At 74.8% G+C, this 25,992-nt stretch carries 24 protein-coding genes and 1 pseudogene; 10 read left to right on the top strand and 15 right to left on the bottom strand.

Annotated elements, in window-relative coordinates; genetic code table 11:
- The first annotated feature begins 9 nt into the window (after positions 1–9).
- Positions 10–852, top strand: a complete 843-nt coding sequence (locus ACSDG8_RS26490; RefSeq protein ID WP_210897411.1) for a GNAT family N-acetyltransferase — start codon at positions 10–12, stop codon at positions 850–852.
- A 183-nt stretch (positions 853–1,035) separates the two neighbouring features.
- Here ACSDG8_RS26490 and ACSDG8_RS26485 read toward each other — a convergent pair whose 3' ends face one another.
- Together ACSDG8_RS26485 and lgt are read right to left on the bottom strand one after the other, a co-directional pair.
- Positions 1,036–2,223: an FAD-dependent oxidoreductase gene (locus tag ACSDG8_RS26485; protein ID WP_210897409.1), complete on the bottom strand. Its 1,188-nt coding sequence runs from the start codon at positions 2,221–2,223 to the stop codon at positions 1,036–1,038.
- Between the two features lie 11 nt (positions 2,224–2,234).
- A complete protein-coding gene (gene lgt, locus ACSDG8_RS26480; protein ID WP_439427305.1) occupies positions 2,235–3,485 on the bottom strand; it encodes a prolipoprotein diacylglyceryl transferase in 1,251 nt (416 codons plus the stop codon).
- Positions 3,486–3,587: 102 nt separating this feature from the next.
- On the opposite strand from lgt, the gene ACSDG8_RS26475 reads away from it, so the two are divergent.
- The gene (locus tag ACSDG8_RS26475) at positions 3,588–4,121 is read left to right on the top strand and encodes an NUDIX hydrolase (RefSeq protein ID WP_439427304.1); all 534 of its coding nucleotides are present in this window, start codon (positions 3,588–3,590) and stop codon (positions 4,119–4,121) included.
- Positions 4,122–4,404: 283 nt separating this feature from the next.
- Here ACSDG8_RS26475 and trpA read toward each other — a convergent pair whose 3' ends face one another.
- From trpA to trpC, 3 genes are read right to left on the bottom strand one after another with little or no spacing between them, the layout of a single operon-like run.
- Positions 4,405–5,208, bottom strand: coding sequence for a tryptophan synthase subunit alpha (trpA, locus tag ACSDG8_RS26470; RefSeq protein WP_210897404.1), 804 nt, complete (start codon positions 5,206–5,208; stop codon positions 4,405–4,407).
- Between the two features lie 4 nt (positions 5,209–5,212).
- Positions 5,213–6,439 carry a tryptophan synthase subunit beta gene (gene trpB, locus ACSDG8_RS26465; protein ID WP_210943219.1) on the bottom strand — a complete coding sequence of 409 codons (1,227 nt, stop codon included), beginning with the start codon at positions 6,437–6,439 and terminating at the stop codon, positions 5,213–5,215.
- A gap of 34 nt (positions 6,440–6,473) precedes the next feature.
- Positions 6,474–7,277: an indole-3-glycerol phosphate synthase TrpC gene (gene trpC / locus ACSDG8_RS26460; RefSeq protein WP_210897505.1), complete on the bottom strand. Its 804-nt coding sequence runs from the start codon at positions 7,275–7,277 to the stop codon at positions 6,474–6,476.
- A gap of 442 nt (positions 7,278–7,719) precedes the next feature.
- On the opposite strand from trpC, the gene ACSDG8_RS26455 reads away from it, so the two are divergent.
- Positions 7,720–7,995: a hypothetical protein gene (locus ACSDG8_RS26455; protein WP_069089043.1), complete on the top strand. Its 276-nt coding sequence runs from the start codon at positions 7,720–7,722 to the stop codon at positions 7,993–7,995.
- Here the strand turns inward: ACSDG8_RS26455 and ACSDG8_RS26450 are convergent.
- The 5 genes and pseudogenes from ACSDG8_RS26450 to ACSDG8_RS26430 all read right to left on the bottom strand — a co-directional run bounded on the left by ACSDG8_RS26450 (position 7,988) and on the right by ACSDG8_RS26430 (position 11,877).
- A complete protein-coding gene (locus ACSDG8_RS26450) occupies positions 7,988–8,545 on the bottom strand; it encodes a Trp biosynthesis-associated membrane protein (RefSeq protein ID WP_210897400.1) in 558 nt (185 codons plus the stop codon). The genes ACSDG8_RS26455 and ACSDG8_RS26450 overlap by 8 nt on opposite strands.
- On the bottom strand, positions 8,542–10,095 hold the full coding sequence (locus ACSDG8_RS26445; RefSeq protein WP_210897398.1) for an anthranilate synthase component I: 1,554 nt from the start codon (positions 10,093–10,095) through the stop codon (positions 8,542–8,544). The genes ACSDG8_RS26450 and ACSDG8_RS26445 overlap by 4 nt, the downstream gene beginning before the upstream one ends.
- Entirely contained in the window at positions 10,092–10,505 is a 414-nt protein-coding gene (gene hisI / locus ACSDG8_RS26440; protein ID WP_307856288.1) for a phosphoribosyl-AMP cyclohydrolase, read from the bottom strand. The genes ACSDG8_RS26445 and hisI overlap by 4 nt, the downstream gene beginning before the upstream one ends.
- A 228-nt stretch (positions 10,506–10,733) precedes the next feature.
- Positions 10,734–11,336: pseudogene (locus ACSDG8_RS26435) on the bottom strand (phosphoribosyl-AMP cyclohydrolase); the annotation flags it as partial.
- A 151-nt stretch (positions 11,337–11,487) separates the two neighbouring features.
- Entirely contained in the window at positions 11,488–11,877 is a 390-nt protein-coding gene (locus tag ACSDG8_RS26430; protein WP_210897394.1) for a MerR family transcriptional regulator, read from the bottom strand.
- Between the two features lie 110 nt (positions 11,878–11,987).
- On the opposite strand from ACSDG8_RS26430, the gene ACSDG8_RS26425 reads away from it, so the two are divergent.
- From ACSDG8_RS26425 to ACSDG8_RS26415, 3 genes are read left to right on the top strand one after another with little or no spacing between them, the layout of a single operon-like run.
- A complete protein-coding gene (locus ACSDG8_RS26425; RefSeq protein WP_210897392.1) occupies positions 11,988–12,710 on the top strand; it encodes an ABC transporter ATP-binding protein in 723 nt (240 codons plus the stop codon).
- A complete protein-coding gene (locus ACSDG8_RS26420) occupies positions 12,707–13,462 on the top strand; it encodes an ABC transporter permease (RefSeq protein ID WP_210897390.1) in 756 nt (251 codons plus the stop codon). Before ACSDG8_RS26425 ends, ACSDG8_RS26420 begins: the two co-directional genes overlap by 4 nt.
- On the top strand, positions 13,459–14,055 hold the full coding sequence (locus tag ACSDG8_RS26415; RefSeq protein WP_210897388.1) for a TetR/AcrR family transcriptional regulator: 597 nt from the start codon (positions 13,459–13,461) through the stop codon (positions 14,053–14,055). The genes ACSDG8_RS26420 and ACSDG8_RS26415 overlap by 4 nt, the downstream gene beginning before the upstream one ends.
- A gap of 34 nt (positions 14,056–14,089) precedes the next feature.
- Here ACSDG8_RS26415 and ACSDG8_RS26410 read toward each other — a convergent pair whose 3' ends face one another.
- Positions 14,090–14,821: a DUF2470 domain-containing protein gene (locus ACSDG8_RS26410; RefSeq protein WP_210897386.1), complete on the bottom strand. Its 732-nt coding sequence runs from the start codon at positions 14,819–14,821 to the stop codon at positions 14,090–14,092.
- 66 nt (positions 14,822–14,887) lie between these two features.
- Between ACSDG8_RS26410 and rpsD the strand changes: the two genes are divergently transcribed.
- The gene (gene rpsD / locus ACSDG8_RS26405) at positions 14,888–15,496 is read left to right on the top strand and encodes a 30S ribosomal protein S4 (protein ID WP_210897384.1); all 609 of its coding nucleotides are present in this window, start codon (positions 14,888–14,890) and stop codon (positions 15,494–15,496) included.
- Between the two features lie 24 nt (positions 15,497–15,520).
- Here the strand turns inward: rpsD and ACSDG8_RS26400 are convergent, their stop codons facing one another.
- Together ACSDG8_RS26400 and ACSDG8_RS26395 are read right to left on the bottom strand one after the other, a co-directional pair.
- Entirely contained in the window at positions 15,521–17,302 is a 1,782-nt protein-coding gene (locus ACSDG8_RS26400; RefSeq protein WP_210897382.1) for an ABC transporter ATP-binding protein, read from the bottom strand.
- Positions 17,299–19,149 (bottom strand): ABC transporter ATP-binding protein, encoded by a 1,851-nt coding sequence (locus ACSDG8_RS26395; RefSeq protein ID WP_439427303.1) that lies wholly within the window; start codon positions 19,147–19,149, stop codon positions 17,299–17,301. Before ACSDG8_RS26395 ends, ACSDG8_RS26400 begins: the two co-directional genes overlap by 4 nt.
- Before the next feature lie 216 nt (positions 19,150–19,365).
- Between ACSDG8_RS26395 and ACSDG8_RS26390 the strand changes: the two genes are divergently transcribed.
- The 3 genes from ACSDG8_RS26390 (at position 19,366) to ACSDG8_RS26380 (ending at position 23,038) form a co-directional block, all read left to right on the top strand.
- Positions 19,366–19,995 (top strand): TIGR03085 family metal-binding protein, encoded by a 630-nt coding sequence (locus ACSDG8_RS26390; RefSeq protein WP_210897378.1) that lies wholly within the window; start codon positions 19,366–19,368, stop codon positions 19,993–19,995.
- A 126-nt stretch (positions 19,996–20,121) separates the two neighbouring features.
- A complete protein-coding gene (locus ACSDG8_RS26385) occupies positions 20,122–21,072 on the top strand; it encodes a terpene synthase family protein (protein WP_439427302.1) in 951 nt (316 codons plus the stop codon).
- Positions 21,073–21,211: 139 nt separating this feature from the next.
- Positions 21,212–23,038, top strand: coding sequence for an AMP-dependent synthetase/ligase (locus tag ACSDG8_RS26380; RefSeq protein WP_210897374.1), 1,827 nt, complete (start codon positions 21,212–21,214; stop codon positions 23,036–23,038).
- Between the two features lie 70 nt (positions 23,039–23,108).
- Here ACSDG8_RS26380 and ACSDG8_RS26375 read toward each other — a convergent pair whose 3' ends face one another.
- Positions 23,109–24,380, bottom strand: a complete 1,272-nt coding sequence (locus tag ACSDG8_RS26375) for a low temperature requirement protein A (RefSeq protein ID WP_210897503.1) — start codon at positions 24,378–24,380, stop codon at positions 23,109–23,111.
- Between the two features lie 114 nt (positions 24,381–24,494).
- The gene (locus ACSDG8_RS26370) at positions 24,495–25,946 is read right to left on the bottom strand and encodes a PLP-dependent aminotransferase family protein (protein WP_210897372.1); all 1,452 of its coding nucleotides are present in this window, start codon (positions 25,944–25,946) and stop codon (positions 24,495–24,497) included.
- Positions 25,947–25,992: the final 46 nt, after the last annotated feature.

Raw genomic sequence — 25,992 nt, 5'->3', positions numbered from 1 at the left:
TCTCGCGCGGTGGATCTCGCACGCGCTGACGTACTCGCCCGGTTGGAGCGGTTCTACGACGCGGTGCCCCGCGACGTGGCCCGCACGGAGGAGTACGGCGCTCTGGTGCTCTTCGTCCGGGAAGGCGCCGGATGGCCGTTCTACGCCCGGCCCCGGCTCGACGCCACCGAGCACCCCACGCTCGCCGACGTCACGGCGGTCCGCGCCCGCCAGCGGGAGCTGGGCCTGCCGGAGGCGTTCGAATGGGTGCACGAGCATCAGCCGGATCTGCTGGCGGTGGCCCGCTCGGCCGGGCTGGGCGTGCTGGAGGCGCCGCTGATGCTGCTGGAACCGGAGCGGCTGCCCGAACCGGGGACGTTCAGCGACGTACCGGTGCGGGTGCTGGACCCCGCCGTCCCCGGCTTCGCCGCGGACATCGCGCTGCGACGGGCCGTCGCCGCGGTCGGCTTCGCCAACGGCGGCACCGCGCGCGGCGAGGCCGGACCGGCCGAGCGGGACGCCGCCGTCGACGGGCTGGACGTCGCAGCGCTGGAGGAGGAGGCGGCCCGGGTCGCCGACGGCCGGCGCGTCTCCGTGCTCGCCGGGACGCCCGGGGAAGGGGCGCTCGCCAGCGGCATGGCCATGCGGGTGGGCGACGTCGCGGAAATCGCCGGGGTGGCCACGCTGCCGTCCGCGCGGCGGCGCGGCCTCGCCGCGGCGGTGACCGCCACCCTCGCGCGGGAACTGCGTGCCGCCGGCACCGACCTGATCTTCCTCAGCGCCGGCAGCGAGGACATCGCCCGGGTCTACCTGCGGGTCGGGTTCCGCCGGATCGGCACCGCCTGCATCGCCGAGCCCGCCGCCGTCATCTGAGCACCGGCCCGGCTACCGGGTCGGGCCGGTCGCCCGGGTACCGCGCCGGTTGAGCGCCCGGCCGCCGGGGACCGCGCCGGTCGAGGGCCCGGCCGCCAGGGACCGCGCCGGTCGAGAGCCCGGCCGCCGGGACCGTGCCGTCGAGGGACGGCCACGCGCGGACAGGCCGCATGCGCGGGACGGTCAGGCCGGCGGCTGCCAGGCGGCGGCCGCCGCGGCGGCCGTGTTGCGCATCCGGGGACTGATCGTGCCGAGGGCGGCGTCGCGGGCACGCAGCGCCAGCCGGCCCCGGGCCTGCAGGACCGCCGACATCCGCCGGGTCTGCCGGACCATCGTGGCCGCGCGGGGGCGGCGCAGCCGGTCGTACGCGGTCACCGCGTCCGGCAGCCGCGAATCCCGCAGCAGCCCGGCCAGCGTCGCCGCGTCCTCGAACGCCAGACAGGCGCCCTGACCGAGGTGCGGCGGCATGGCGTGCGCGGCGTCGCCGAGCAGCACCACCCCGCCCGGCCCGGCCGGGAAGCCGTACGCCTTCGGCAGCGGGCGAAGCTCGCGGATCTCCTGCTGCACCACGTCGTCCGGGTCGGTCGCCTCCAGCAGCGTGCCGATCGGCGCGGGCCAGCCGGCGAACCAGCGCTTGAGCAGGGCGAGCTGGACCTCCGGCGGTTCCGGGCGGGGCGCGCCCGCCGCGGTGGCCACCCAGTAGACGCCGCCCCGGCGCGACGCCCCGGCGTTGCCCCGCTCGCCGAGCGAGGCGGCCAGGAACCGGTAACCAGCGCCCAGCGTCTCCCCGTGCAGCGGCTGGTCGTCGGGCAGCTGCGGGGCCCGGTACCAGGGGATGACCGCCCGCCACGCGGCACACCCGGAGCTGACCACCGAGCTCTCCGGCGCCAGTTGCCTGCGGATCTCGCTCTCGGCGCCGTCGGCGGCCACCACCAGGTCCGCCTCGTAGGTGTGCCGGCCGTCGCCCACCGCCGGGCGCTCACCGGAGGCCGCGCGCACCGTCCGCACTGTCACGCCGGTACGCAGCTCGACCCGGTCGCCGAGGCCGGCGATGAGCGCGTCGTGCAGGTCCTCCCGGTGCACCACCACCGGCATCCGCTCCGCCGGGGTGGGCCGGGGCTGCACCAGCCAGTGCCCGTCCGGGCGGCGTACGCCGCCGTCGGGCAGCGGGGTGGCGATGGCGTCCAGCCCGTCGCCCAGCCCGAGGGCGCGCAGCGCGCGTACCCCGTTGGGCCAGAGCACCACGGCGGTCGCCTCCGGCCGGACCCGGTCGGCGCGTTCCAGCAGCGTGACCTGCCAGCCCGAGCGGGCCAGCACGCCGGCCACCGCCATCCCGCCGAGGCCGGCGCCGACCACCACCGCGCTGCGCATGACTCCCCCGCTCAGCTGTCCCGGTCGGTGGGGCGCGCGCCGGCGTCGGCCCGGCCCGCGTTCGTGCGCTCGGCGTCTGTCCGCTCCGGGCCGGCGTCGGCACCGTCGGCGTCCGCGCGGTCGGCGTCGGCCGTGGTGGCGTCGTCCGCGTCGGCCGTGGTGGCGTCCGCTCCGGCCGTGGCGGCGTCGGCCGCGTCGTCCGTGGTGGTGGCGTCGTCCGAGGATTCGGTCCGCTCGTCGTCGGCCGGGGGCAGCACGCCGGTCTTGCGGTACGTGTCGAACTGCTCCTCGCTCACCACCCGGTAGCCCTCCGGCACCGCCGGGCGAGCAGCGGCCTCCCGGGCGGAGAGGTCGACCTGGGACAGGTCCCCGGACGGGGTCGGCGCGGGGGCCGGCTCGCCCACCGGCACGAGGTACTCGCGAGGGCCCCGGACCCGGACGAAGTAGGCCAGCGCGCCGAGGAAGACGAGCACGGCGGTCCAGACGTTGAGCCGTACGCCGAGGATGAGGTTGGCCTCGTCGGTGCGCATCAGCTCGATCCAGAACCGGCCCACCGTGTAGCCCATCACGTAGAGCGCGAACGCCCGGCCGCGCCCGAGCCGCAGCTTGCGGTCGAGGTAGAGCACCAGCGCGGCGACGCCGACGTTCCAGAGCGCCTCGTAGAGGAACGCCGGGTGGTAGAGCCCGGGCTGGAGCACCGGGTTGCCGGCGTCGTCGCGCAACGCGTGGCCCGGGTTGTCCGGGTCCATCACGTGCACCTCGAGACCCCAGGGCAGCGTGGTCCGGCCGCCGTAGAGCTCGTTGTTGAACCAGTTGCCCAGCCGGCCGACGGCCTGCGCCAGCGGCAGCCCGGGCGCCAGCGCGTCGGCGATCACCGTGAACGGGATGCCGAGCTGCCGGGCGGCGAGCCACGCGCCGACCGCGCCACCGGCCACCGCGCCCCAGATGCCGAGCCCGCCCTCCCAGATGTAGAGCGCCTTGATCGGCTCACCGCCGGCGCCGAAGTATTTCTCCGGCGACGTGATCACGTGGTAGATCCGCGCGCCGATGATGCCCGCCGGCACCGCCCAGACGGCGATGTCGAGCACCGCGCCCGGAGCGACGCCGCGGCGGCGCAGCCGGTACTCGGTGACCACGCAGGCCACCACGATGCCGAGGATGATGCAGAGCGCGTACGCCCGGATCGGAACCGGACCGAGCTGCCAGACGGCGGTGCTGGGGCTGGGCATGGCCGCCAGTGGGGTCATCGGGGCGAGGGTCACGGGTCCACACGGTACCTGTGCGGACTGTGTGTGCGGCACCCCGGTCGGCCTGCCGCGCGGGTCGGATGACTTCTGGTTTGCACGGTCGTAGGCTCTTTGTCCATGAGCCCGCTCACATGGGCGGTCGCCGCGGTCGTCATCGACGGTTCGGGCCGGCTGCTGCTCTGCCGCCGCTCCGACGCCGCGCGTCGCTGGGCGCTGCCGGGCGGGCGGCTGCGCCACGACGAGAGCCCGGCGGACGCCGTCGTCCGGGCGGTCCGCGCGGAGACCGGCTGGGCGGTGGAACCGGTCGACCTGGTCGGCCTCTACCGGGTGATCGGCCCGCGGGCGCCCGCGCCACCGGCCGGGCGGTGCGGCGCGCGCCCCGATGTGCTGGTGCACGTGTTCCGCGCCGGGCCGGCCGGCGCCGAGCCGCTGGGCGAGCCGGCGGCCGGGTGCCTGCCGCGGTGGTGGCCGCCGCAGGAACTGCCCGACGTACTGACCCCGGCCACGCGCGCGGCGATCGCGGACGCGCTGGCCGGCCGCTCCGGCGTGCTGCGCCATACAAGTACGGGTGACGCGCTCACGCCGCCCGGCGACGGGCCGCCCGCCGCACCCGGTCAGCGCGCGTCCGAGCAGGCCGACAGCAAACGCTGACCACCCTCCCACTCGACGCGGGACACCTTCAAGATCTTGGTAGGTTTCGGCCCTTCCGGGGGCCGTTTCGTACCAGGATCCCGGGCGGCCGGGTTTGCGCTCGCGCGTGATCGACACCAGATCGGCGAGGTGGCGGGGTCCCGGCGTCTACGACCACGCCAGATCGGCGTTATGGAGTCGATCAAGGGCATGGCGCGGGCTGGACAGCGCACCTCGGCGAGCTGGCGGTCACCCACGCCGGACGAGGCCCTCACCGGGACCGGGCGGAGCGGACCCCCGGCCGTCAGCGGGCCGGGTTGCGGACGCCCTCGGCCAGTTCGGCGCTGAGCTTGCGCAGCGCGGTCAGGCCGGCGGCCTGGTCCGGGGCGTCCAGCACGCAGCGGACCAGCGCGCTGCCCACGATCACCGCGTCGGCGTACCCGGCGACGGTGGCGGCCTGCGCGCCGGTGCCCACGCCCAGCCCGACGCCGACCGGGATGTCGGTGACCTCGCGCAGCCGGGAGACCAGCACCGGGGCCGCCTCGGAGGTCTGCGCCCGGGCGCCGGTGACGCCCATGATCGCGGTGCCGTAGACGAAGCCGCGGCAGTGCTCGGCGGTCATCCGCAGCCGCGCGTCGGTCGAGGACGGGGAGACCAGGAACGTCCGGTCCAGGCCGTGCGCGTCCGAGGCGGCCAGCCACTCGGCGGCCTCGTCGGGGATCAGGTCCGGCGTGACCAGGCCGGTGCCACCGGCGGCGGCCATATCGCGGGCGAACGCGTCCACGCCGTACTGCTCGATCGGGTTCCAGTAGGTCATGGTGACGACGCTGGCCCCGGTCGCGGCGACCGCCTCGACGGCGCGCAGCGTGTCCGCGACGCGGACGCCACCGGCGAGCGCGATGTCGCTGGCCTTCTGGATGACCGGGCCGTCCATCACCGGGTCGGAGTACGGGATCTCCACCTCGATGACGTCCACGCCCGCCTCGACCATTGCCTTCATGGCGGCGATGCTGCCCTCGACGGTCGGGAAGCCCGCCGGCATGCAGCCGACCAGCACGGCCCGTCCGTCCGCGCGCGCCTTGTCGAAGGCGACCCCGATGCGGCTCACGCTGTCACTCCTTGTCGAGGATGCCGAAGTACGCGCCGGCGGTGTGCACGTCCTTGTCGCCCCGGCCGGACAGGTTGACCACGATCAACGGCTCCCGGCCCAGCTCCTCGGCGAGCCGGGGGGCGATCGCGCGGGCGCCGGCGAGCGCGTGCGCGCTCTCGATCGCCGGGATCACGCCCTCGGTGCGGCAGAGCAGCTCGAACGCGGCCATCGCGTCGGCGTCGTCGACCGGCAGGTACGTGGCCCGGCCGGTGTCGTGCAGCCAGGCGTGCTCCGGCCCGACGCCCGGGTAGTCCAGGCCGGCCGAGATCGAGTGCGACTCGATGGTCTGCCCGTCGGCGTCCTGCAGGACGTACGTGCGGGTGCCGTGCAGCACGCCCGACGAGCCGCCGGTGATGCTGGCGGCGTGCCGGCCGGAGTCGACGCCCTCGCCGCCGGCCTCGAAGCCGTAGAGGCGCACCCCGGCGTCCGGCACGAACGCGTGGAAGATGCCGAGCGCGTTGGAGCCGCCGCCGACGCAGGCCGCGACCGCGTCCGGCAGCGTGCCGGTCAGGTCCAGGCACTGCTGGCGGGCCTCCACGCCGATGCCGCGCACGAAGTCGCGGACCATCTCCGGGAACGGGTGCGGCCCGGCGGCGGTGCCGATCAGGTAGTGGGTGCTGTCGACGTTGGCGACCCAGTCCCGCATCGCCTCGTTCATCGCGTCCTTGAGCGTCCGCGAGCCGGCGGTCACCGGGACGACGGTGGCGCCGAGCATCCGCATCCGGGCCACGTTGAGCGCCTGCCGCTCGGTGTCCACCTGGCCCATGTAGACGACGCATTCCAGGTCGAACAGCGCGGCGGCGGTGGCGGTGGCCACGCCGTGCTGCCCGGCGCCGGTCTCCGCGATGACCCGCCGCTTGCCCATCCGCTTGGTGAGCAGCGCCTGGCCCAGCACGTTGCGGACCTTGTGCGCGCCGGTGTGGTTCAGGTCCTCCCGCTTGAGCAGGACCCGCGCGCCGACCTGCGCGGAGAAGCGCCGGGCCTCGTAGAGCATCGAGGGCGTGCCGGCGTAGTCACGCAGCAGCCCGTCGAACTCGGCGAGGAAGTCCTCGTCGCCCATCGCCTTGCGGTACGCCGCGTCCAGCTCGTCCAGCGCGGCGACGAGCGCCTCGGGGACGAACCGGCCGCCGAACCGGCCGAAGTGACCGGCGGCGTCGGGAACCTGACCGGCTGCGGGTACGGCGCTCATCGCGGGCGTCCTCTCGGATCGGGTGGCCGGCGGCTCAGCGCACCGGGCGGGGCGTGGCCGGGTGGTTGCCGGCGTTGACCAGCTCGGCGACCGCTTCGCGCGGGCTCTTCTGGGTGACCAGGCCCTCGCCCACGAGGACGGCGTCGGCGCCGGCCGAGGCGTACCGGATCAGGTCGTGCGGCCCGCGCACGCCGGACTCGGCGATCTTGACGACGCTGCTCGGCAGGCCGGGCGCGATCCGCTCGAACACCGAGCGGTCGACCTCCAGCGTACGCAGGTCACGGGCGTTGACGCCGATGACCTGGGCGCCGGCCTCCAGGGCGCGGTCCGCCTCCTCCTCGGTGTGCACCTCGACGAGCGCGGTCATGCCCAGCGACTCGATCCGCTCCAGCAGGCCGACCAGCACGTTCTGCTCCAGCGCGGCGACGATCAGCAGCACCAGGTCGGCGCCGTGCGCGCGGGCCTCGTGCACCTGGTAGCTGGAGACGACGAAGTCCTTGCGCAGGACCGGCACGTTCACCGCGGCCCGCACCGCCGCCAGGTCGTCGAGCGACCCGCCGAACCAGCGGCCCTCGGTGAGCACGCTGATCGCCCGCGCTCCCCCGGCCGCGTAGTCGCTGGCCAGGTCCGCCGGGTCGGCGATCTCGGCCAGCCGCCCCTTGGACGGCGACGAGCGCTTCACCTCGGCGATCACGGCCACGCCGGGGCGACGCAGGGCCGCGTACGCGTCCAGCGGTGGCGGCGCGGCCGCGGCCAGCTCACGGATCCGCTCCAGCGGAACCTGCTCCTGGCGCCGGGCCACGTCCTCACGTACGCCGGCCAGGATCTCGTCGAGCACCCCTGCGGACGGCGCCGCTCCGGCGTCGTCCCCCTCCGCGTGCGCATGCTCAGCAGTCACAGACGGACTCCCCTCTCCGGGCGTCATGGGCCGATGCTAGGGGGCGCCACCTGGCGACGAGTGCCCGGGGGTATGGCGCACCTCACGACATGGGCTGTGGCATGATGGCCGACTTCCGGTGAACGCCATGTCACGCAGCGCCACGCTGGCATCGACCGTCACCCATCCCCTATCTCACCACGATCGTTCCGGGCCCGCAGGACGGGTTCCGGCGACGTCTGTGACCAAGGTCAAGGACCTCCGGCCCTGCCCAGGTCGGGCCCGCTGCAGGACCGTTGACCTGTGCTTCATGAGGGCGAAACGTGAGCCCGGCAGCATCGTCCTCGGGCAGACTCGACACCGGCGGCTGCGACCGCCGACAACCATCTCGTGCGGGGTGACCATGAGCGCCAACGGGCCGAACCAGACCATCGGCTTGACCACCATCTCCCGGACCGTCGCATCCCTCGCCTTCGGCGTGGTGCACACGCTGGAGCGCGCGGTGGCCGGTGACGGCCGGACGCGCACCGCCCAGGGCAACGCCTGGGAGGCCGTCTGCGCGGACCGGGCCCGCGCCGCCCAGCGCCGCGAGCTGGAGCGGCTGGTGGCCGAGCTGACCGCCGCACGGGCCGCGGCCCGACGGCGGCGCGACGCGCGCGAGGCGCAGCCGGTCAGCTGACCGTCGGGTCCTCGCCCCGGTCCAGCGCGTCCCACGCGTCCCGGGTGCCCCGCTCGACCGCCGGCCGGCCGGGCTCGTCCGCCGGCGCGGCCCGTCGCTCGTACCGCGCGCCCATCGCCGGCCAGCCTTCGCCGCGCAGCGCGGTGAACGCGCCGCCTGCGGCGAGGGCCAGGCCACCGGCCAGCACCAGCGCGGGCCACTGCCGGCTCACCCCGGCCTCGGCGAGGCCGATCCCGCCGCCGACCGCCACGGCCAGGCCGACCGCGCCCAGCAGCAGGCCCAGCAGCCGGCGCAGGCGGCCCCGGGTGGCGAGCACCGCGCCGCCGCCGGCCAGCCCCACGTAGGTCAGCGCCAGCACCCAGGGCAGCAGGTCCGCGCCGGTGCGGTCGGCGCGGCCGGGCGGCAGCGAGCCGCGGGCGGTCACCTCCGCCGACCAGGTCCGGGTCACCGCCCAGCAGGCCAGGCCCGCGCCGGCCAGGCAGAGCAGCACCGCGTACGCGAGTTCGCGCCGGCCGCGGGCCGCCGGCGCGGTGGTGCCGGGCGCGCTCACCGGGCTGCCCGCAGCGTCTCGGCGGCGGCGATCGCGGCGAGGACGGCGGCGGCTTTGCTCCGCGTCTCCTGGTCCTCGGCGGCCGGATCTGAATCGGCCACGATTCCGGCGCCGGCCTGCACGTAGGCGCGGCCGTCGCGGATCAGCGCGGTACGGATCGCGATGGCCATGTCCAGGTCGCCGCCGAAGGCGAAGTAGCCGACGGTGCCGCCGTAGACGCCGCGCCGGACCGGCTCCAGCTCCTCGATGATCTCCATGGCGCGCACCTTCGGCGCGCCGCTGAGCGTGCCGGCCGGGAACGTCGCGGCGAGCGCGTCGAACGCGGTGCGGTCGGCGCGCAGCTCGCCGACGACTGTCGAGACGATGTGCATGACGTGGCTGTAGCGCTCGATGGTGGCGAACTCGGGCACCTCCACGGTGCCCGGCCGGCAGACCCGCCCCAGGTCGTTGCGGCCCAGGTCGACGAGCATGACGTGCTCGGCGCGCTCCTTGGGGTCGGCGAGCAGCTCGGCGGCGAGCCGGGCGTCGGCCTCCGGGGAGCCGCCACGCGGCCGGGTGCCGGCGATCGGGTGCAGCAGGGCCCGCCGCCGCCCGTCCGGGCCGGCGCTGACCTTGAGGTGCGCCTCCGGGGACGACCCGACGATGTCGAAGCCGTCGAAGCGCAGCAGGTACATGTACGGGCTGGGGTTGGTGGTGCGCAGCACCCGGTACACGTCGAGCGGGTCGGCGTCGGTGGGGCGCTCGAAGCGCTGGCTGAGCACGATCTGGAAGCACTCGCCGGCCCGGATCGCCTCCTTGGCCGCCGCCACCGCCTTCGGGTACCCGCCCTCCGGGGTGCGGCTGACCACCTCGCCGACGCCCGGCCGGTCGACGGTGGACACCATGGGCGGAATCGGTCGGGACAACGCGGTGGTCATGGCGTCCAGGCGACCCACGGCGTGGTGGTACGCGGCGTCGACCCGCTCCGCCCGCCCGGGCGTGTCGAGCGGGGGCAGCACCGCGTTGGCGACGAGGATCGCCGAGCCCTCGTAGTGGTCGAGCACCACCAGGTCGGTGGCGAGCATCATGCCCAGCTCGGGCACGTCCAGCTCGTCCTCGGTCAGCTCGGGCAGCCGCTCGAAGCGGCGGACCAGGTCGTAGGCGAGGAAGCCGACCAGCCCGCCGGTCAGCGGCGGCATGCCGCCGGCCGGGTCCCAGGCCGGGCCGGCGAGCGCGTCGACCGACTCGCGGAGCACGGTGACCGGGTCGCCGCTGGTCGGTACGCCCGCGGGCGGTGTGCCGGTCCAGTGCGCCTCGCCGTCGCGCTCGGTGAGCGTGGCGCTGCTGCGCACGCCGATGAACGAGTACCGCGACCAGGCCGTGCCGGCCGAGCCGACGCCCTGCTCGGCGGATTCCAGCAGGAACGTGCCGGGACCGCCGGCCAGCTTGCGGTAGACCCCGACCGGGGTCTCGGCGTCGGCGAGCAGCCGCCGCGTCACCGGCACGACCCGCCAGCGGGCGGCCAGGTCGGCGAACGTGGACCGGTCCGGGCTGACCCTGCCGTCGGTCACGGGGTCACCTCTGGGGAGCTGACCGGCAGGTCGGTGAAGAAGCAGGTGCGCTGCCCGGTGTGGCAGGCCGCGCCGACCTGCTCCACGCTGACCAGCAGCGCGTCGCCGTCGCAGTCCAGCGCCACCGAGCGCACGTACTGGTGGTTGCCGGAGGTGGCGCCCTTGACCCAGTACTCGCCGCGGCTGCGCGACCAGTAGGTGGCCCGGCCGGTGGTGAGCGTGCGGTGCAGCGCCTCGTCGTCCATCCAGGCGACCATCAGCACCTCGCCCGAGTCGTGGGCGCGGACCACGGCGGCGACCAGGCCGTCCGGGGTGCGGCGGAGCCGGGCCGCGATGGCCGGGTCGAGCCGGGACGGCCGGGCCGGGCCGGGAGTGGGGGCGCCGTTCAGCGGCGCGTCAGGGGCGGGCACGGTTGACCATTCTCCCGCACGCGGCCCGGGTACCGCCGACGTGTCCCGGGAGGCGGGCGTCATCGTCGCCAGCGCCCGGCCCAGCTGCCGCAGGTAACGGTCCACCCGGCCGTCGGTGAGCGCCTCGGCCAGGTCGGTGCCGGCGACCCGGGCGATCTCCGCCGCGTAAGGGCGCACCAGCGGGAGGATGCCGGTGACCAGCCGTCCGGCGGCGGCGCCGACCTCGGCCGGGTCGCCGTGGCGCAGCCCGAGGCAGAGCAGCATGTCGTCGCGGTAGCCGGGCGGGGCGACCGGCAGGTCCAGCGCGGCGGTCAGGGCGGCCCGGCGGGACACCACGCGCACCGACGGGTTGGCCGGCCGCAGCACCGAGGGGCAGAGCCGGGCCAGGTCGGCCGCGGCGAGCCGGACCCCGACCGGGTCGCCGGCCAGGCGGGCGGCGGCAACCTTGCCCAACGTGGCGATCAACTCCTCCAGGCGCGGCTCGTCGGCGGGCTGGCAGAGCACCGGCAGGTCGATCCGGCGGCGCCATTCCGGCACCGCCCAGAGCAGCCGGGCCGGCGCGGTCACCGGCAGCCCGAACGCCCAGTCGGCGGGCTGGCCGAGCCGGCGCACCCAGGACCGGACGTCGCGGGCGGCCACCGAGACGTGCACGAGGCGACCCCCGAAATCGGTCAGGTACGCCCGCCGGGCGGCGTAGTGACCGCCGCGCCGGGCAGCGGCACGGGCCGGCGCGCCGGTGGCGGTACGCCCTTCGTCGGCGACCACGAGCACGTCCACGTCCACGTCGCTGTGCTCGGTGGCGGCCCGCCGGGCGTGGCTGCCCCGCAGCATGATCCCGACGACCGGCCGGTCGGCGGTCTGCCGCAGGCGGGCGGCCCAGTCGTCGAGGAATCCGGTGTCGGGCAACTGCGCTGGACCCACGGCGTCATGGTGCCGAGATCCGATCTTCCGGTGCCGGACTCCCTGTCCGCCACCGAGGCGTTCAGCCGGACTCCTCCTCCGCCCGCCGGTACGCGTCGATCTTGTATTCGAGAACCTTCAGGTCCTCCTCCAGCTCGGCCATCCGGGTCAGCACCCGGGCGCGGTGCGCCTCGAACAGCGCCCGCCGCGCGCCGAGCGTGCTGTCGCCGTGCCGGGCCAGCTCGGCGTAGCGGCGCATGTCGCGCACCGGCATCCCGGTGCGCCGCAGCCGGGTGAGCAGGAACAGCCAGTTGACGTCGGACTCGGTGTAGCGCCGGCGGCCGGACGAGTCGCGTCCGACGCGGCCCACCAGGCCCTCCTGCTCGTACCAGCGCAGCGTGTAGGTGGTCAGGCCGACCCGTTCCGCCGCCTCACCCACGGTGAGGCTCATCTCCCGCGTGCTGATGTCCACGCCCTCCAGGCTTCCAGTTCGAGCGCACTCGAAGTCAAGTCCCTCATTGCCTTGCCGACGGAATTCATCTAGCGTTGATTTCAACGAGCGATGAATTGACGGAGGCGAGCATGGACGACGCAGTGTCGGTCCGCGACCTGGTGGTCGACCGGGGCGGACGGCGGGTGCTGCACGGCATCAGCTGCCAGGTGCCGCGGGGCACCGTGACCGGGCTGCTCGGGCCCAGTGGCAGCGGCAAGACCACGCTGATGCGCGCGGTGGTCGGGGTGCAGACGGTCGGTTCCGGCGCTGTCGACGTGCTCGGCCGCCCCGCCGGCTCGGCCGAGCTGCGCCGCCGGGTGGGCTACCTGACCCAGGCGCCGAGCGTCTACGCCGACCTGACGGTCCGGGAGAACGCCCGTTACTTCGCGACGCTCCAGGGCCGGGGCCGCGCCGAGGCCGACCGCGCGGTGGCCGACGTCGGCCTGGCGAACGCCGCCGGCCAGCTCGTCGGCACGCTCTCCGGCGGGCAGCGCAGCCGGGCCTCGCTCGCCTGCGCCCTGGTCGGCGAGCCGGAGCTGGTGGTGCTGGACGAACCCACAGTCGGCCAGGACCCGGTGCTGCGCGCCGACCTGTGGGCCCGGTTCCACGCCATGGCCGCGAACGGCACCACGCTGCTGGTCTCCAGCCACGTGATGGACGAGGCGGCCCGCTGCGACCGGCTGCTGCTGATCCGCGAGGGCCGGCTGGTCGCCGACGACACCCCGGCCGCGGTCCGCGCCGCCACCGGGACCGACGACCTGGAGGAGGCGTTCCTGCGCCTGATCCGCGACGCCGAGGGAGAGGCGCGATGAACGCACGGATCCTGGCCGCCACCACCGGGCGCATCCTGCGCCAGCTGCGGCACGACCGGCGGACCGTGGCGCTGCTGGTGGTGGTGCCGTCGGTGCTGCTCACGCTCGTCTACTTCATGTACGTCGACCAGCCCGCCCCGCCCGGCGCGCCCAGCACGTTCGACCGGGTGGCCCTGATCATGCTCGGCTTCTTCCCGTTCATCATCATGTTCCTCGTGACCAGCATCGCCATGCTCCGCGAGCGCACCACCGGCACGCTGGAACGCCTGCTCACCACGCCGCTGGGAAAGCTCGACCTGCTGTTCGGGTACGGCATCGCGTTCGGCCTGGCCGGGGTGCTCCAGTCCACAGTCGCCTCGGTCGTCGCGTACCGGGTGTTCGGGCTGGAGACCGCCGGCAGCGCGTGGCTGGTCGTGCTGATCGCCGGGGTGAACGCGGTGCTGGCGGTGGCGCTCGGGCTGTTCTGCTCGGCGTTCGCCCGCACCGAGTTCCAGGCGGTCCAGTTCATGCCGGTGGTGGTGGCCCCGCAACTGCTGCTCTGCGGCCTGTTCGTGCCGCGTGACCAGATGGCCGGCTGGCTCCAGGCGGTCAGCGACGCGCTGCCGCTGTCGTACGCGGTCGAGGCGCTGCAGGAGGTTGGCGCGCACGCCGAGCCGACCGCGACGATGTGGCGGGACGTGGCGATCGTGGCCGGGGCGGCGGTGGCGGCGCTGGTGCTGGCCGCCGCGACGCTGCGCCGGCGCAGCGGGTGAACGCGCGGCGCACCGGGCGGCGGCCCGGCGCTCCGGACACCCGGGAGACCATCCTCGCCGCGGCCCGGGAGGCGTTCGCCGAGCGGGGCTTCGACGCCGCGTCGATCCGGGCCATCGCCGCCGCGGCCGGTGTGGACCCGGCGCTCGTGCACCACTACTTCGGTGGCAAGGAGGAGCTGTTCCGGGCCGCGACGGCGTTCCCGGCCGACCCGGGACGCCTGCTGCCGGCGGTGCTCACCGGCGGTCCGGAGGGGGTCGGCGAGCGGATGGTCCGGGTGTTCCTGGAGGTCTGGGACTCCCCCACCGGCACGGCGGCGGTGGCGCTGCTGCGGTCGGCGGTCAGCAACGACTGGAGCGCGCGCCTGCTGCGCGAGTTCCTGGTCACGCAGGTGCTGCGCCGGGTGCTCGACCAGCTCGACGTCGACCCGGCGCAGCGCGCGCTGCGCGGCGGGCTGGTCGCCACCCAGCTCGCCGGGCTGGCCATGATGCGGTACGTGCTCCGCCTCGACGCGGTGGCCACCGCCGAGCCGGCGACGCTGGTGGCCGCCGTCGGTCCGACGGTCCAGCGGTACCTCACCGGCGACATCACCTGAGCCGCCCGCGCCCCGCGCGTCGACGGCGGTCCGCTCAGGCCGCCGCCCGGGGGCACAGCATCGGGTGCAGCAGGCGGGACAGCTCCGCCACGTCGGCCACGGGCCGCGCGAAGGCGATCCGGGCCCGCCGGGTCGCGCCGGGCCGCCCGTGCGCGACCAGCAGGCCGTACCTGTCGATCCGGACCACCCGCGGCGTCCGGTCGACGGGCAGGTCCAGCCGCCGCCGCAGGTAGTCGCCGACCTGTTCGGCGTGGTGGTCGGCCAGGTCGGCCAGCAGCGCGGCCTCGACCGGGTGCAGCGGGTCCGGCTCGGCCTCGGCGAACGCCTCCGGGTCGATGCGCCGCACCCGCCCGGCGCGCTCCCAGCGGGCCTCGGCCACCTCGAAGCGGTGCAGGTGGAACCGGCGGCCCACGTCGAGCAGGTCGCCGGTGGGTTCGGTGGCGGCGAAGTCGACAGCGGCCCGGCGCGCCTCGTCCCCGTCGAGGCGGGCCGCCCAGCCGGACACCCAGGCCCGGCCGAGCGAGGGTGCGCCGGCGGTCGGCGGCAGGTCCAGCACGTCGAGCACGGTGGCCACGTCGGTGTCGCCGGGCGGCGGCACGAGCGCCGCGGCCAGGTCGCTGACCACCGGTACGAGCAGCAGCACCCGCCCGTCCGGGTCGACGGCGTGCCGGACCTGATGCGGACCGGGATGCCGGGCCAGGTGGACGAGGGCGGGCAACCGGCCCGCGACCAGGGTACGCACGATCTCCGCCGGGCTGGGCCGCATGATCCGCCTCCTCAAAGGTAGGTTAGGCTTACCTAAGAAGCAGGCTAGACGATCGGAGACGTCGACGTGAACCACCCCCGGCCCAAGGCCCGGCTCTCCCGGGCCCTCGGCATCCCGCTCACCCGCAAATGCGTGCGGTACTTCGAGCGGCGCCCCTATCCCCCGGGCGTGCACGGCCGGTCCCGCCGCACCACCTCCGACTACCAGGTACGGCTGCTGGAGAAGCAGCGGCTGCGCCACCAGTACAACGTCAGCGAGGCCCAGCTACGCCGACTGTTCGACGAGGCCGCCCGGTCCGCCGGCAAGACCGGCGACACGCTCGTCGCACTCCTGGAACGACGCCTCGACGCGGTGGTCCTGCGAGCCGGGCTGGCCCGCAGCATCTACCAGGCCCGCCAGCTCGTCGGGCACGGCCACGTCACCGTCGACGGGCGCAAGGTCGACCGGCCGTCGTACCGGCTGCGGCCCGGCCAGGTGGTCGGCGTACGCGAGCGCAGCCGCGCGCTGCCACCGTTCCAGCTCGCCGCCGCGGGCGCGCACGCCGACGCGCAGCCCCGGCCGTACCTGTCGGTGCAGCAGGCCGAGCTGCGCGCCACGCTGCTGCGCGAACCGGCCCGGCACGAGGTGCCGGTGGTCTGCGACGAGCAGCTGGTGGTGGAGTTCTACTCCCGCTGAGACCTTCGAGCGGACCCGCCAGGATCAGCGGGTCTGCTCCAGCCAGGACGCGTACAGCAGCGCGTAGACCGAGTCGGTGTCGCGGACCAGCTCCTCGTGCGGGCCGCGCTGCACGATCCGGCCCCGGTCCACCACGATCACCTCGTCGGCCGCCTGCGCGGTGGACAGCCGGTGCGCGATGGCGAGCGTGGTCCGCCCCCGGGTCACCGCGTCGAGCGTCCGTTGCAGGCGTACCTCGGTGGCCGGGTCGACAGCGCTCGTCGCCTCGTCGAGCACCAGCAGGTCCGGGTCGGCGACGTACGCGCGGGCCAGCGCCACGAGCTGCCGCTCGCCGACGCTGAGCGCCTCCCCGCGCTCCCCCACCGGCGTGTCCAGCCCGGACGGCAGCCCGTCCAGCCAGTCGGCCAGGCCCAGCTCGCCGAAGGCGGCGGTGAGCTGCCCGTCGGTCAGGTCGGGACGGGCGAAGCGGACGTTCTCCCCGACCGTGGCGTCGAACAGGAAGCCGTCCTGCGGCACCATCACCACCCGGGCGCGCAGCGAGTCGAACCGCACCTGCCGCAGGTCGACGCCGGAGAGCAGCACCGCACCCTCGCTCGGGTCCATCAGCCGGGTGAGCAGCTTGGCGAACGTCGTCTTGCCGCTGCCGGTCTCGCCCACCACCGCCACCCGGCTCTTCGCCGGGATGTCGAGCGTGACGTCGTGCAGCACCGGCGGGCCGCCCGGATAGGCGAACGTCACACCGGCGAACCGGACGTCGAGCGGGCCGGCGGGCAGGTCCCGCCCCTGCTCGCCCGGATCGGCCACGTCCGGCTCGACGTCCAGCACGTCCAGCACCCGGCGCCAGCCGGCGATCGCGTTCTGCGCCTCGTTGAGCACCTCGGTGGCGATCTGCACCGGCTGGATGAAGAGCGTGACCAGGAACAGGAACGCGGTGAGCTGGCCGACCGACAGCGTGCCGTCGACGCCGAGGCTCACCCCGACCACGACCACGCCGGCCAGCGCCAGCCCGGCCGCCAGTTCCCCCACCGAGCTGCCCATGATGCTGATCCGGATCGCCCGCTGCTGGGCCACCCGCTGGCTGTCGATCGCCGTGTCCAGCCGCCGCGCGGTCCGCCCGGCGATCCCGTACGCCCGGATCACCGGCGCGCCCACCACGCTCTCGCCGATCGCGCCGAGCAGCGTGCCGGTGCGCTGCCGTACCAGCCCGTACGCCCCGGCGAGGCGGCGCTGCAACTGCCGGATCACCAGCACCGCAGGCGCGAACGCGACGAGCACCACGAGCGTCAACTGCCAGGAGTACGCGAGCATCACCGCCGTGGTCACCAGCAGCTGGCCCAGGTTGACGATGAGGATCACGCCGCCCCACTGGAGGAACTGGGTGATCTGGTCGACGTCGCTGGTGACCCGGGAGACCAGCGAGCCACGCCGCTCGGACTGCTGGTGCAGCATCGACAGGTCGTGCACGTGCCGGAACGCCCGGGTACGCACGCCGGCCAGCGCGGTCTCGCTCACCGTGAACAGCCGGCGCATCATCAGGTACCCGCAGGCGGTGGTGATCACCAGCACGCCTGCGGTGATCGCCACGGTCAGCGAGATGACGTTCAGGTCGAGCCCGCCGACGATGCCGTGGTCGATGCCGCGCTGCACCGCCACCGGCACCGCGACCCGGCCGATCATGTAGACCAGCGCCAGCGCCAGCGTGCCGGCGAGGCCGGTGCGCAGCTCCGGGGAGAGCGCCAGCCCGCGCCGCAACGTCTGCCAGGTGGTCTCGGTGCTCTCGGTGTTCTCCCCCGTGGTCGTACTCACCGGTCCACCTCGATCTCCAGGCCCGACGGCAACGGCGTGACCTCGTCGTACGTCTGCTTCTGCTCGCGTTCCTGCTCGGCCTGCTCGTACGCGGTGACCAGGTCGGCGTAGCCGGGCACGGTGGCCAGCAGCTCGGTGTGGGTGCCGCGGGCGATCACCCGGCCCTGCTCCACGTAGATCACCTCGTCGGCGAGCGCGATGGTGGCCCGGCGGTACGCGACCACCAGGATCGACGCCGGGGCGCCGCCGTCGGCGGGGGCGCGCAGCCCGGCCAGGATGGCCGCCTCGACGCGCGGGTCGACAGCGCTCGTGGCGTCGTCGAGCACCAGCAGCCGGGGGCGGCCGGCGAGCGCCCGGGCCAGCGTCAGCCGCTGGCGCTGCCCGCCGGACAGCGAGGTGCCCCGCTCGCCGACCATGGTGTCCAGCCCGTCCGGCAGCGCGGCCACGAAGCCGTCCGCCTCGGCCAGGCGCAGCGCCGCCCACACCTCGTCGTCGCCGATGCCGGCGCGGTCCAGCGCGATGTTGGCCCGGACCGTGTCGTCGAAGACGAACGGCACCTGCGCCACGAGCGCCACCGTGCCGGCGAGCGAGGCGGCGGTCACCTCCCGCACGTCCACGCCGTCCAGTGTCACCCGGCCGGCGCCCGGGTCGACCAGCCGCACCGCCAGCGAGGCGATCGTGGACTTGCCCGCACCGGTGGGCCCGACCAGGGCGACCGTCTTTCCGGCCGGCACGGTGAACGTCACCTCGCCGAGCACCTGGGCGCCGGGCAGGTGCGCCTCGGCCGGCTCGTACGCGAAATGCACGTCGTGGAAGGCGAGCGTGGCCGGCGTGCGGGTGGCCGGGTCGAGCGTCACGTCGCCGTACGGCATCTCGCCGGTCGCGTCGAGCACGCGGCGGACCCGGTCCCAGCCGGCGACGCTGCGCGGCAGTTCGGCCAGCACCCAGCCGATGGCGCGCACCGGGAAGGCCAGCACGGTGAACAGGAACGCGACGCTGACCAGCTCGGTCACTGTGATCGCGCCCTGCCGCAGCCGGATCGCGCCGACCACCAGCACGGCGAGCGTGCCGAGGCTGGGCAGCGTCTCCAGCATCGGGTCGAAGACGCCGCGCAGCCGGCCGACCGAGATCAGCGCATCCCGCAGGTCACCGGCGCGGGCCGCGAAGCGGGCGGTCTCCTGGGCCTCGCGGCCCATCGTCTTGACCACCAGCGCGCCGTCGAAGCTCTCGTGCGCGATGCCGCTGACCTCGGCGCGCAGCCGCTGCGCCCGGGCCTGCCGCGGCGCCATCCGGCGGGAGTAGACCACGTTGAGCGCGAACAGCGCGGGGAACACGGCGAGGCCGACCAGGGCCAGCGCCCAGTCGGTGAAGAACAGCGACGCCACCGCGCCGACCAGCATCACCAGCGTGCCGACCGCGAACGGCATGGGCGCGATCGGGTACCAGGCGGCCTCGACGTCGGAGTTGGCGTTCGACAGCAGCGTGCCGGTGGAGTTGCGGTGGTGCCAGGCCAGCGGCAGCTCCAGGTAGCGGCGGGTGACCCGGCGGCGGTAGGCGGCCTGGAGCCGGTACTGCATGTAGCCGGCGCCGAGCCGCCGGCCGAAGATGCCGACGACGCGCAGCACGCTGATGCCGAACAGCGCCGTCGCGGCCAGCGCCAGGGCTCCCCGGGCCACCTCGCCGCGCTCGACCGCCGGCACGACGACATTGCCGACCACCCCGCCGACCACGTACGCGCTGGCGATCACCAGGAGGCCGAAGAGCACGCTGCCGCTGACCGCCACCGCGAAGATCCGCGGCTGTTCCCGGATGGCCCGGCCGAGGACCCGTAGCCCTCTGCCGAGCACGTCCCGACTTGTCCCGCTCGCCACGCTCGCCCCCGCCGTAAGCCGCAATTTTCTCCCCCATCCTTACCGCTCATCGCCAGCTCCGCCGACCCGGCCGGCATATGTCCGCCGTCACGTTCCGCTCGACCTGGGCGGACAACGGCCACTGGCGCGCCCGGCCCGTCCTCACGCCGGGCGTGGCGCGCCGAATTGCCCGCGCGGGCCTACGATCGGGCCATGCCGCGGTACGCCCGAGCGGAGCGCGAGGCGCTCGCCGACCTGATGCTGGAACTGGGACCGGACGCGCCGACCGTCAACGAGGGGTGGACCACCCGCGACCTGGCCGCGCACCTGCTGGTGCGGGAACGCCGGCCGGACGCGGCGGGCGGCATCCTGCTGCCGCCGCTGCGCGGCTACGGCGAGTCGGTGCGCCGGCGGATCGCCGCCGGGCCGTACGCCGATCTGATCGCCCGGGTCCGCCGTCCCCCGGTGTGGAGCCCGGTGAGCAACCCGCTCACCGACGAGCTGGCGAACGGGATGGAGTTCTTCATCCACCACGAGGACGTCCGCCGGGCCCGGCCGGGCTGGCAGCCGCGTGACCTGCCGGCCGGGCAGCAGGCGGTGCTCTGGAAGCGGGTCGCCCTGCTGGCCCGGATGGCGCTGCGGCGCTTCCCGGCCGAGGTGCTGGTGCAGGCGCCGGGGCACGGCGAGCTGCGGGCCGGTGGCGGCGGCGAGCGGCTGCGGCTCGTCGGCGCGCCGGGGGAACTCGTGCTGTTCCTCACCGGACGGCAGCGGGTGGCCCGGGTCCAGGTGGACGGCCCGGCCGAACGCGCCGAGCGCCTGCGTAACGCCGAACTGGGCCTGTGAGCGACGTTTCCGCCCGTTCACAAGCGATCGTAGAATGTGGACACCCGGTCGTCGATAACGGTCACCGGCTGCCGTACGCTCCTGCGAACCGTCCCGACCCCGCGGGGCGGCGGACAGGGGACGACGATGCGGGACTTCGCGCTCTCGGCGCTGCACGAGCCGCCCTTTCCCTCCCGATGTCACCCGGCCACCGACGAGGTGGCCGCGCAGAGCGTCGCCTGGGTGCGCGGGTTCGGCCTGATCAAGGACCGGGCCGGCCTGCTCCGGCTGACCGGGGCCCACGCCTCCGAGCTGGCCGGACGGGCCTGCCCCGAGGCCTCCCCGGAGGGCCTGCGGCTGCTCACCGACCTGATCAACTGGCTGTTCGTGGTGGACGACGCCTGCGACGACGACGGGCTGGGCGCCGCGCCGACACTGCTCGCGCCCACCCTGGCGGCGCTGCTGGCGGTGCTCGACCGGCACGGTGACCCGGACGCGCCCGCGCCCGCCGACGCCGGCCCGATGGGCCTGGCGTTGCACGACCTGTGCCGGCGGGCCCGCGGCCGGGGCCGGCCGGCGCACCTGATGCGACTGGTGAGCCAGTTGCGGGAGTACCTGCTGGCGCTGCTCTGGGAGGCCGCGAACCGGGAGCGCCGGCGCGTGCCCGGGGTCGCCGAGTACGTGCAGATGCGCCGCCACACCGGAGGCGTACGCCCCAGCTTCACGGTGACCGACCTGGCCCGCCCGTCCCTGCCCCGGCCCGACCAGCGGGCCAACCCGGCGCTCACCGCGCTGGACGCGCTCGCGACCGACCTGGTTTGCTGGTGCAACGACATGTTCTCCTACGGCAAGGAGCGGGGCGTCGCCCCGGAGGCGCACAACCTGGTGACCACGATCGCGGGCGAGACCGGGAAGGACGAGTCGGCGGCGCTGAACGCGGCGGCGAGCTGCTTCAACACGGCCCTCGCCTCGTACGCGGAGCGGGACGCGGCGTTGAGCGCCGGGGCCGACGCGGGGATGCGGGCGTTCCTGGACACCCGCCGGGACTGGGTCCGGGCCACCTACGACTGGTCCCGCGCCGCCAGCCGGTACGCCTGATCCGGTTCCCAGCAGTCGGGACGGCAGCGACTCGGCCGATCAGGGCTAGCCGCTGGCCGGGTGCAGGCAATACCCTTCGGTAACCGCAGATCGACGTGACCCCCGTCACGTCCCTCCACCCCTGAAGGCGGCTACAGCGATGGCTCTCGATGTACCGTACCGTTCCGTACCCGACATGTTCCTCAAGCGCGTGGCGGATTCCCCCGACCGGCAGGCGTTCGCTCACCCCGCACCCGACGACTCGGGCCCGGTCTGGCTGACGTGGGAGCAGGTCGGGCAGCGCGCGAAGGCGATCGCCGCCGGGTTGCACGGGCTCGGTGTCGGCCTGGAGAACCCGGTGGCGATCCTGGCGAACACCCGGCTGGACTGGGTGCTGGCCGACTTCGGCATCATGTGCGCCGGCGGGGCCACGACCACCGTCTACCCGACCACCGAGCCCGACGACGCGGTCTACATCATCGCCGACTCCGGCTCGAAGGTGCTGTTCGCGGAGAACCCGGCCCAGGCGGCGAAGATCGCCGGGGCGGACCTGCCCGCGCTGACCCACGTGGTGCTCTTCGACGGCTCGCCCGATCCGGCCGCCGCCGTCCCGCAGCTCACCCTGGCCGAGCTGGAGGAGCGCGGCGCCGCCGCGCTGAGCGCCGAGCCCGACCTGATCGACATGCTCGTCGGCGGCATCGGCCCGGACCACCTGGCGACGCTCATCTACACCTCGGGCACCACCGGCCGCCCGAAGGGCGTGGAGCTGCTGCACGGCGGCTGGTGCTGGGAGGGCGTGGCGCAGGCCGAGCTCGGCCTGCTCCGGACCGACGACCTGCAGTACCTGTGGCTGCCGCTGTCGCACTCGTTCGGCAAGACGCTGCTCTGCGGCGCCACCCACGTCGGCCTGCCCACGTACGTCGACGGCCGGGTGGACAAGCTGGTCGACCTGCTCGGCGTGGTCCGGCCGACGCTGATGTGCGGCGCGCCCCGGGTCTTCGAGAAGGTCTACAACAAGGCGGTCACCACCGCGCAGGGCGCGGGCGGCGCGAAGGCCAAGATCTTCGCCTGGGGCGTCGCGGTGGGCAAGGAGAAGGTGGCGCTGGAGCAGGCCGGCAAGCCGGTGCCGGCCGGGCTGCGGATGAAGTACGCGCTGGCCGAGAAGCTGGTGTTCAGCAAGCTGCAGGCCCGGCTCGGCGGCCGGATGCGGGTGCTGGTCTCCGGCGCGGCGCCGCTGAGCAAGGAGATCGCGACCTTCTTCGCCGCCGCCAACCTGCCGATCTCCGAGGGCTACGGCCTGACCGAGACCAGCGCCGGCGCGTTCGTCAACCCGCCCGACGGGCTGAAGATCGGCAGCGTGGGCCGGGCCATGGGTGACCTGGAGTGCCGGATCGACAGCGACGGCGAGGTCCTGCTGCGCGGCAAGCCGGTCATGCGGGGTTACCACAACCTGCCGGAGGAGACCGCCGCCGCGTTCACCGAGGACGGCTTCTTCCGCACCGGTGACATCGGCACGCTCGACTCCGACGGCTACCTGCGCATCACCGACCGCAAGAAGGACCTGGTCAAGACGTCCGGCGGCAAGTACGTCGCGCCGTCGCACATCGAGGGCATGTTCAAGGCGGTCTGCCCGTACACCTCGCAGGCTGTGGTGATCGGGCAGGCGCGCAACTACTGCACCATGCTCATCACGCTGGACCCGGACGCGATCAAGGGCTGGGCCGCCGGCACCCCGCTGGAGGGCAGCGACTACACCACGATCGTCACCTCGCCGCAGGCGCGGGAGATGGTCGAGGGCTACGTTGCCGAGCTGAACGCCAAGCTCAACCGCTGGGAGACGATCAAGAAGGTGACGATCCTCCCCCGGGATCTCACCATCGAGGACGGCGAGGTCACGCCGTCGCTGAAGATCAAGCGCCGGAGCGTGGAGACGAACTTCGCCTCCGAGATCGACAAGATGTACGAGGGCACGCTCGCCGAGCTGTAGTCCGCGCCGTCAGGCGGTCGACCGGCCGTGCCCCACCGTCCCGGGGCACGGTCGGTCGCGTCCGCGCCGGTCAGAGGTGCTGCTCCCGCCAGCGGCTCTGCTCGGCCTCGGCGGCGATCTGCTCCTCCAGCGCGAGCTGGCGTACCCGGCGCCGGTCACCGTCCTCGGCCCGGGTCTCCCAGATCACGCCCGCGACGGTGAGCACCGCCAGCACGACGAGCGCGTTCAGCTCGTGCAGCCGGGCCACGGCCGGTACGGCGGCGACCAGCAGCAGCACCGTCACCAGCAGCGGCCGCCGCACCCGGCGCTCCGCCAGCCACCAGCACCCGGCGATGCTGAGCAGGTAGAGCCCGACCCCGCCGAACAGGATCCCGGCCCAGAAGGCGCCCAGCGGCGGGCCCCACGCGGGCGTCGCCGGTGAGGTCGCCTCGGCCAGCAGGTCCTTGAGGCCGAGGGCGAAGAGGATGATCCCGGCGACCATCGGCAGGTGCAGGAACGTGTAGACGGTACGGGCCAGCCGCAGCCGCACGGCCCGGTCCCGGGCCTGGTGCAGCGCCTGTTCCAGCGCGAAGGACAGCGTGTCGAAGTACGCCCACCACAGCGTCGCCACGATCACCACGCCGAGCAGCGCGGCGACCGCCACCGGGCCGGTGAGCGGCAGCCCGCGCTTCGGGCCGAGCCCGAGCGCGATGATCGACTCGCCGAGCGCGACGAGCACGATCAGCGCGTGCCGTTCCGCCCAGTGTCCGGCCGAGACCACCACCCACCACTGCTGGCCCAGGATCGCCCCGCTGAGGTACTCGACGAGCAGCGCCAGCGTCCAGAGCGCCAGTTGCAGCCCCACCGCGAACCGCTCCTGCGGCAGCCGGCCGGGGAGGATGCCGGCGACGACCAGCAGCGCCGTGGCCACCGTCGGGGCCAGGAAGCGGATCCGCAGTCCCCGGCGCCGGGCCGGGTCGGCGCGGTCGGCCCAGGCGAAGACGGTGAGCTGGGCGGTCCGGATCACGAAGTAGCACCCGGCGAAGACCAGCGGCCCGGGCAGCCAGCCGTCACGGTTGGCGAACGCGCTGGGCGTGCTGAGCACGAGCAGGAACGTCGCCGCCACGGTGACGATGCCGACCAGCGGCAGCACCCCCTGGTCGGCGCGGAACGCGTTGCCGAGGCGGGCGAACCCGGTCCACGACCACCAGAGCAACGCCAGCACCAGCAGGAACCGGTAGAGGTTGACCGGCGTGAGCACCGAGGCGGTGAGCGTGGTGACGCTCAGGAACGCGAAGACGAAGACCAGGTCGTAGAAGAGCTCCACCGGAGTGGTCCGGGAGCCCGGCGCGCTGCGCCGCATGGCCCACGACCACCGGACCCCGCCCCCGTTTCCCACTCGGGCAGTCTGCGGTCACCGTCCCGCCCGGGGCCGGGGTTCGGAGCTTTCACCACCGGATCGGGCGGGCGCGCCGGGTCAGGCGATGACGCCGGCCTCGCGCCACTGCGGGCGGCCGGCCCGGTCCAGGTCGTAGCGCACCGCCGCGAGCCGACCCACCGCCTCCACCAGCTCCTCGGCGGCCAGCGTGAACGGCAGGCGCAGGAAGCGCTCGAGCGTCCCGTCCAGACCGAACCGGGGTCCGGGCGCCAGCCGTACGCCGACCTCCTCGGCGGCCCGGGCCAGCGCGCTGGAGATCGGGCCGTCCAGCTCGGCCCAGAGCGTCACGCCGCCGCGCGGCACCGTGACCCGCCAGTCGGGCAGCTGCTCCGCGAGCGCCGCGACGAGGGCGTCCCGCTGGGCGGCGAGCTGGGCGCGGCGGGCGGCCACGATGGCCGGCGCCTCGGCGAGCAGGTGCACGGCGACGAGCTGGTCGAGCACCGGGCTGGCCATGTCCACCCCGACCCGGGCCGCGGCCAGCCGCTGCACCTGGGGCGCCGAGGCGCGGACCCAGCCGATCCGCAGCCCGCCCCAGTAGGGCTTGCTCATCCCGCCGATGCTGATCACCCGGGAGTGCCTGTCGAAGACCGCCACGGGCGGCGGCAGCGGGGTGTCGTCCAGCGGCAGGTCGACGAAGGACTCGTCGACGACGAGGTCGGTGCCGGCCGCGTGGGCCGCGCCGACCAGCCGTTCGCGCAGGTCAGCCGCCATCAGATGACCGGTCGGGTTGTGGAACTCCGGGATCACGTACGCGAGCTTCGGCCGGGTCTGCCGGATGCTGCCGAGCAGCAGCTCGGCGTCCCAGCCCTCGTCGGACAGGCCGTGCGTGGCGATCCGGGCCCGCCGGGCGGACAGCGCCGCCAGGGCGTTGGGGTAGGTGGGTGACTCGACGAGCACCGCGCCGCCGGGCGACAGGGCCAGCCGCAGCACCAGGTCCAGCGCGTGCTGGGTGCCGCTGGTGACCATGATCTGCTCCGGGCTGGTGGGCAGCCCGCGCTCGGTGTACCCGCGGGCGACCGCCTCGCGCAGCTCGATGATGCCGGTCGGGTGGTAGCCGGCGCCGCCGAGGTAGCGGGGCAGGTCCTCGGCGGCCGCGCGGGCGGCCGGGACGAGCTGCGGCGGCGCGGACAGCGCGGCCACGCCGAGGTCGATCATGTCGCGGTCGTCCAGCGGGGTCCACAGCCCGGTGCTGGCGACCCGGTGGCCGCCGGGCAGCATGGTCCAGCTCCCGGCGCCCCGGCGGCTGGCCAGGTGGCCACTCTCCCGCAGTTCCCGGTACGCGGCGGTGACGGTGGTCCGGCTGATCCGCAGCGCCTCGGCCAGTTCCCGCTCGGCCGGCAGGCGTACCCCCAGCGGCAGCCGGCCGTCGGCGAGCAGGCCCCGGACGGCGCCGGCGAGCGCGGCGTAGTCGGGGCTGCGCCGGCGGCCCGGCAAGGCGTGCCACTGGCCGAGGAGTCGCGCCAATTGGACGCCGCGCACCTGGCTGGTCATGGCCACACCTCCAGAATTGGCCCCCTTGCGGCCTGCAATTGGCCCC

Source organism: Micromonospora sp. LA-10 (genome assembly GCF_051853095.1).
GTDB lineage: Bacteria > Actinomycetota > Actinomycetes > Mycobacteriales > Micromonosporaceae > Micromonospora > Micromonospora echinospora_A.
This window is presented reverse-complemented; position numbering and strand designations above follow the sequence as displayed.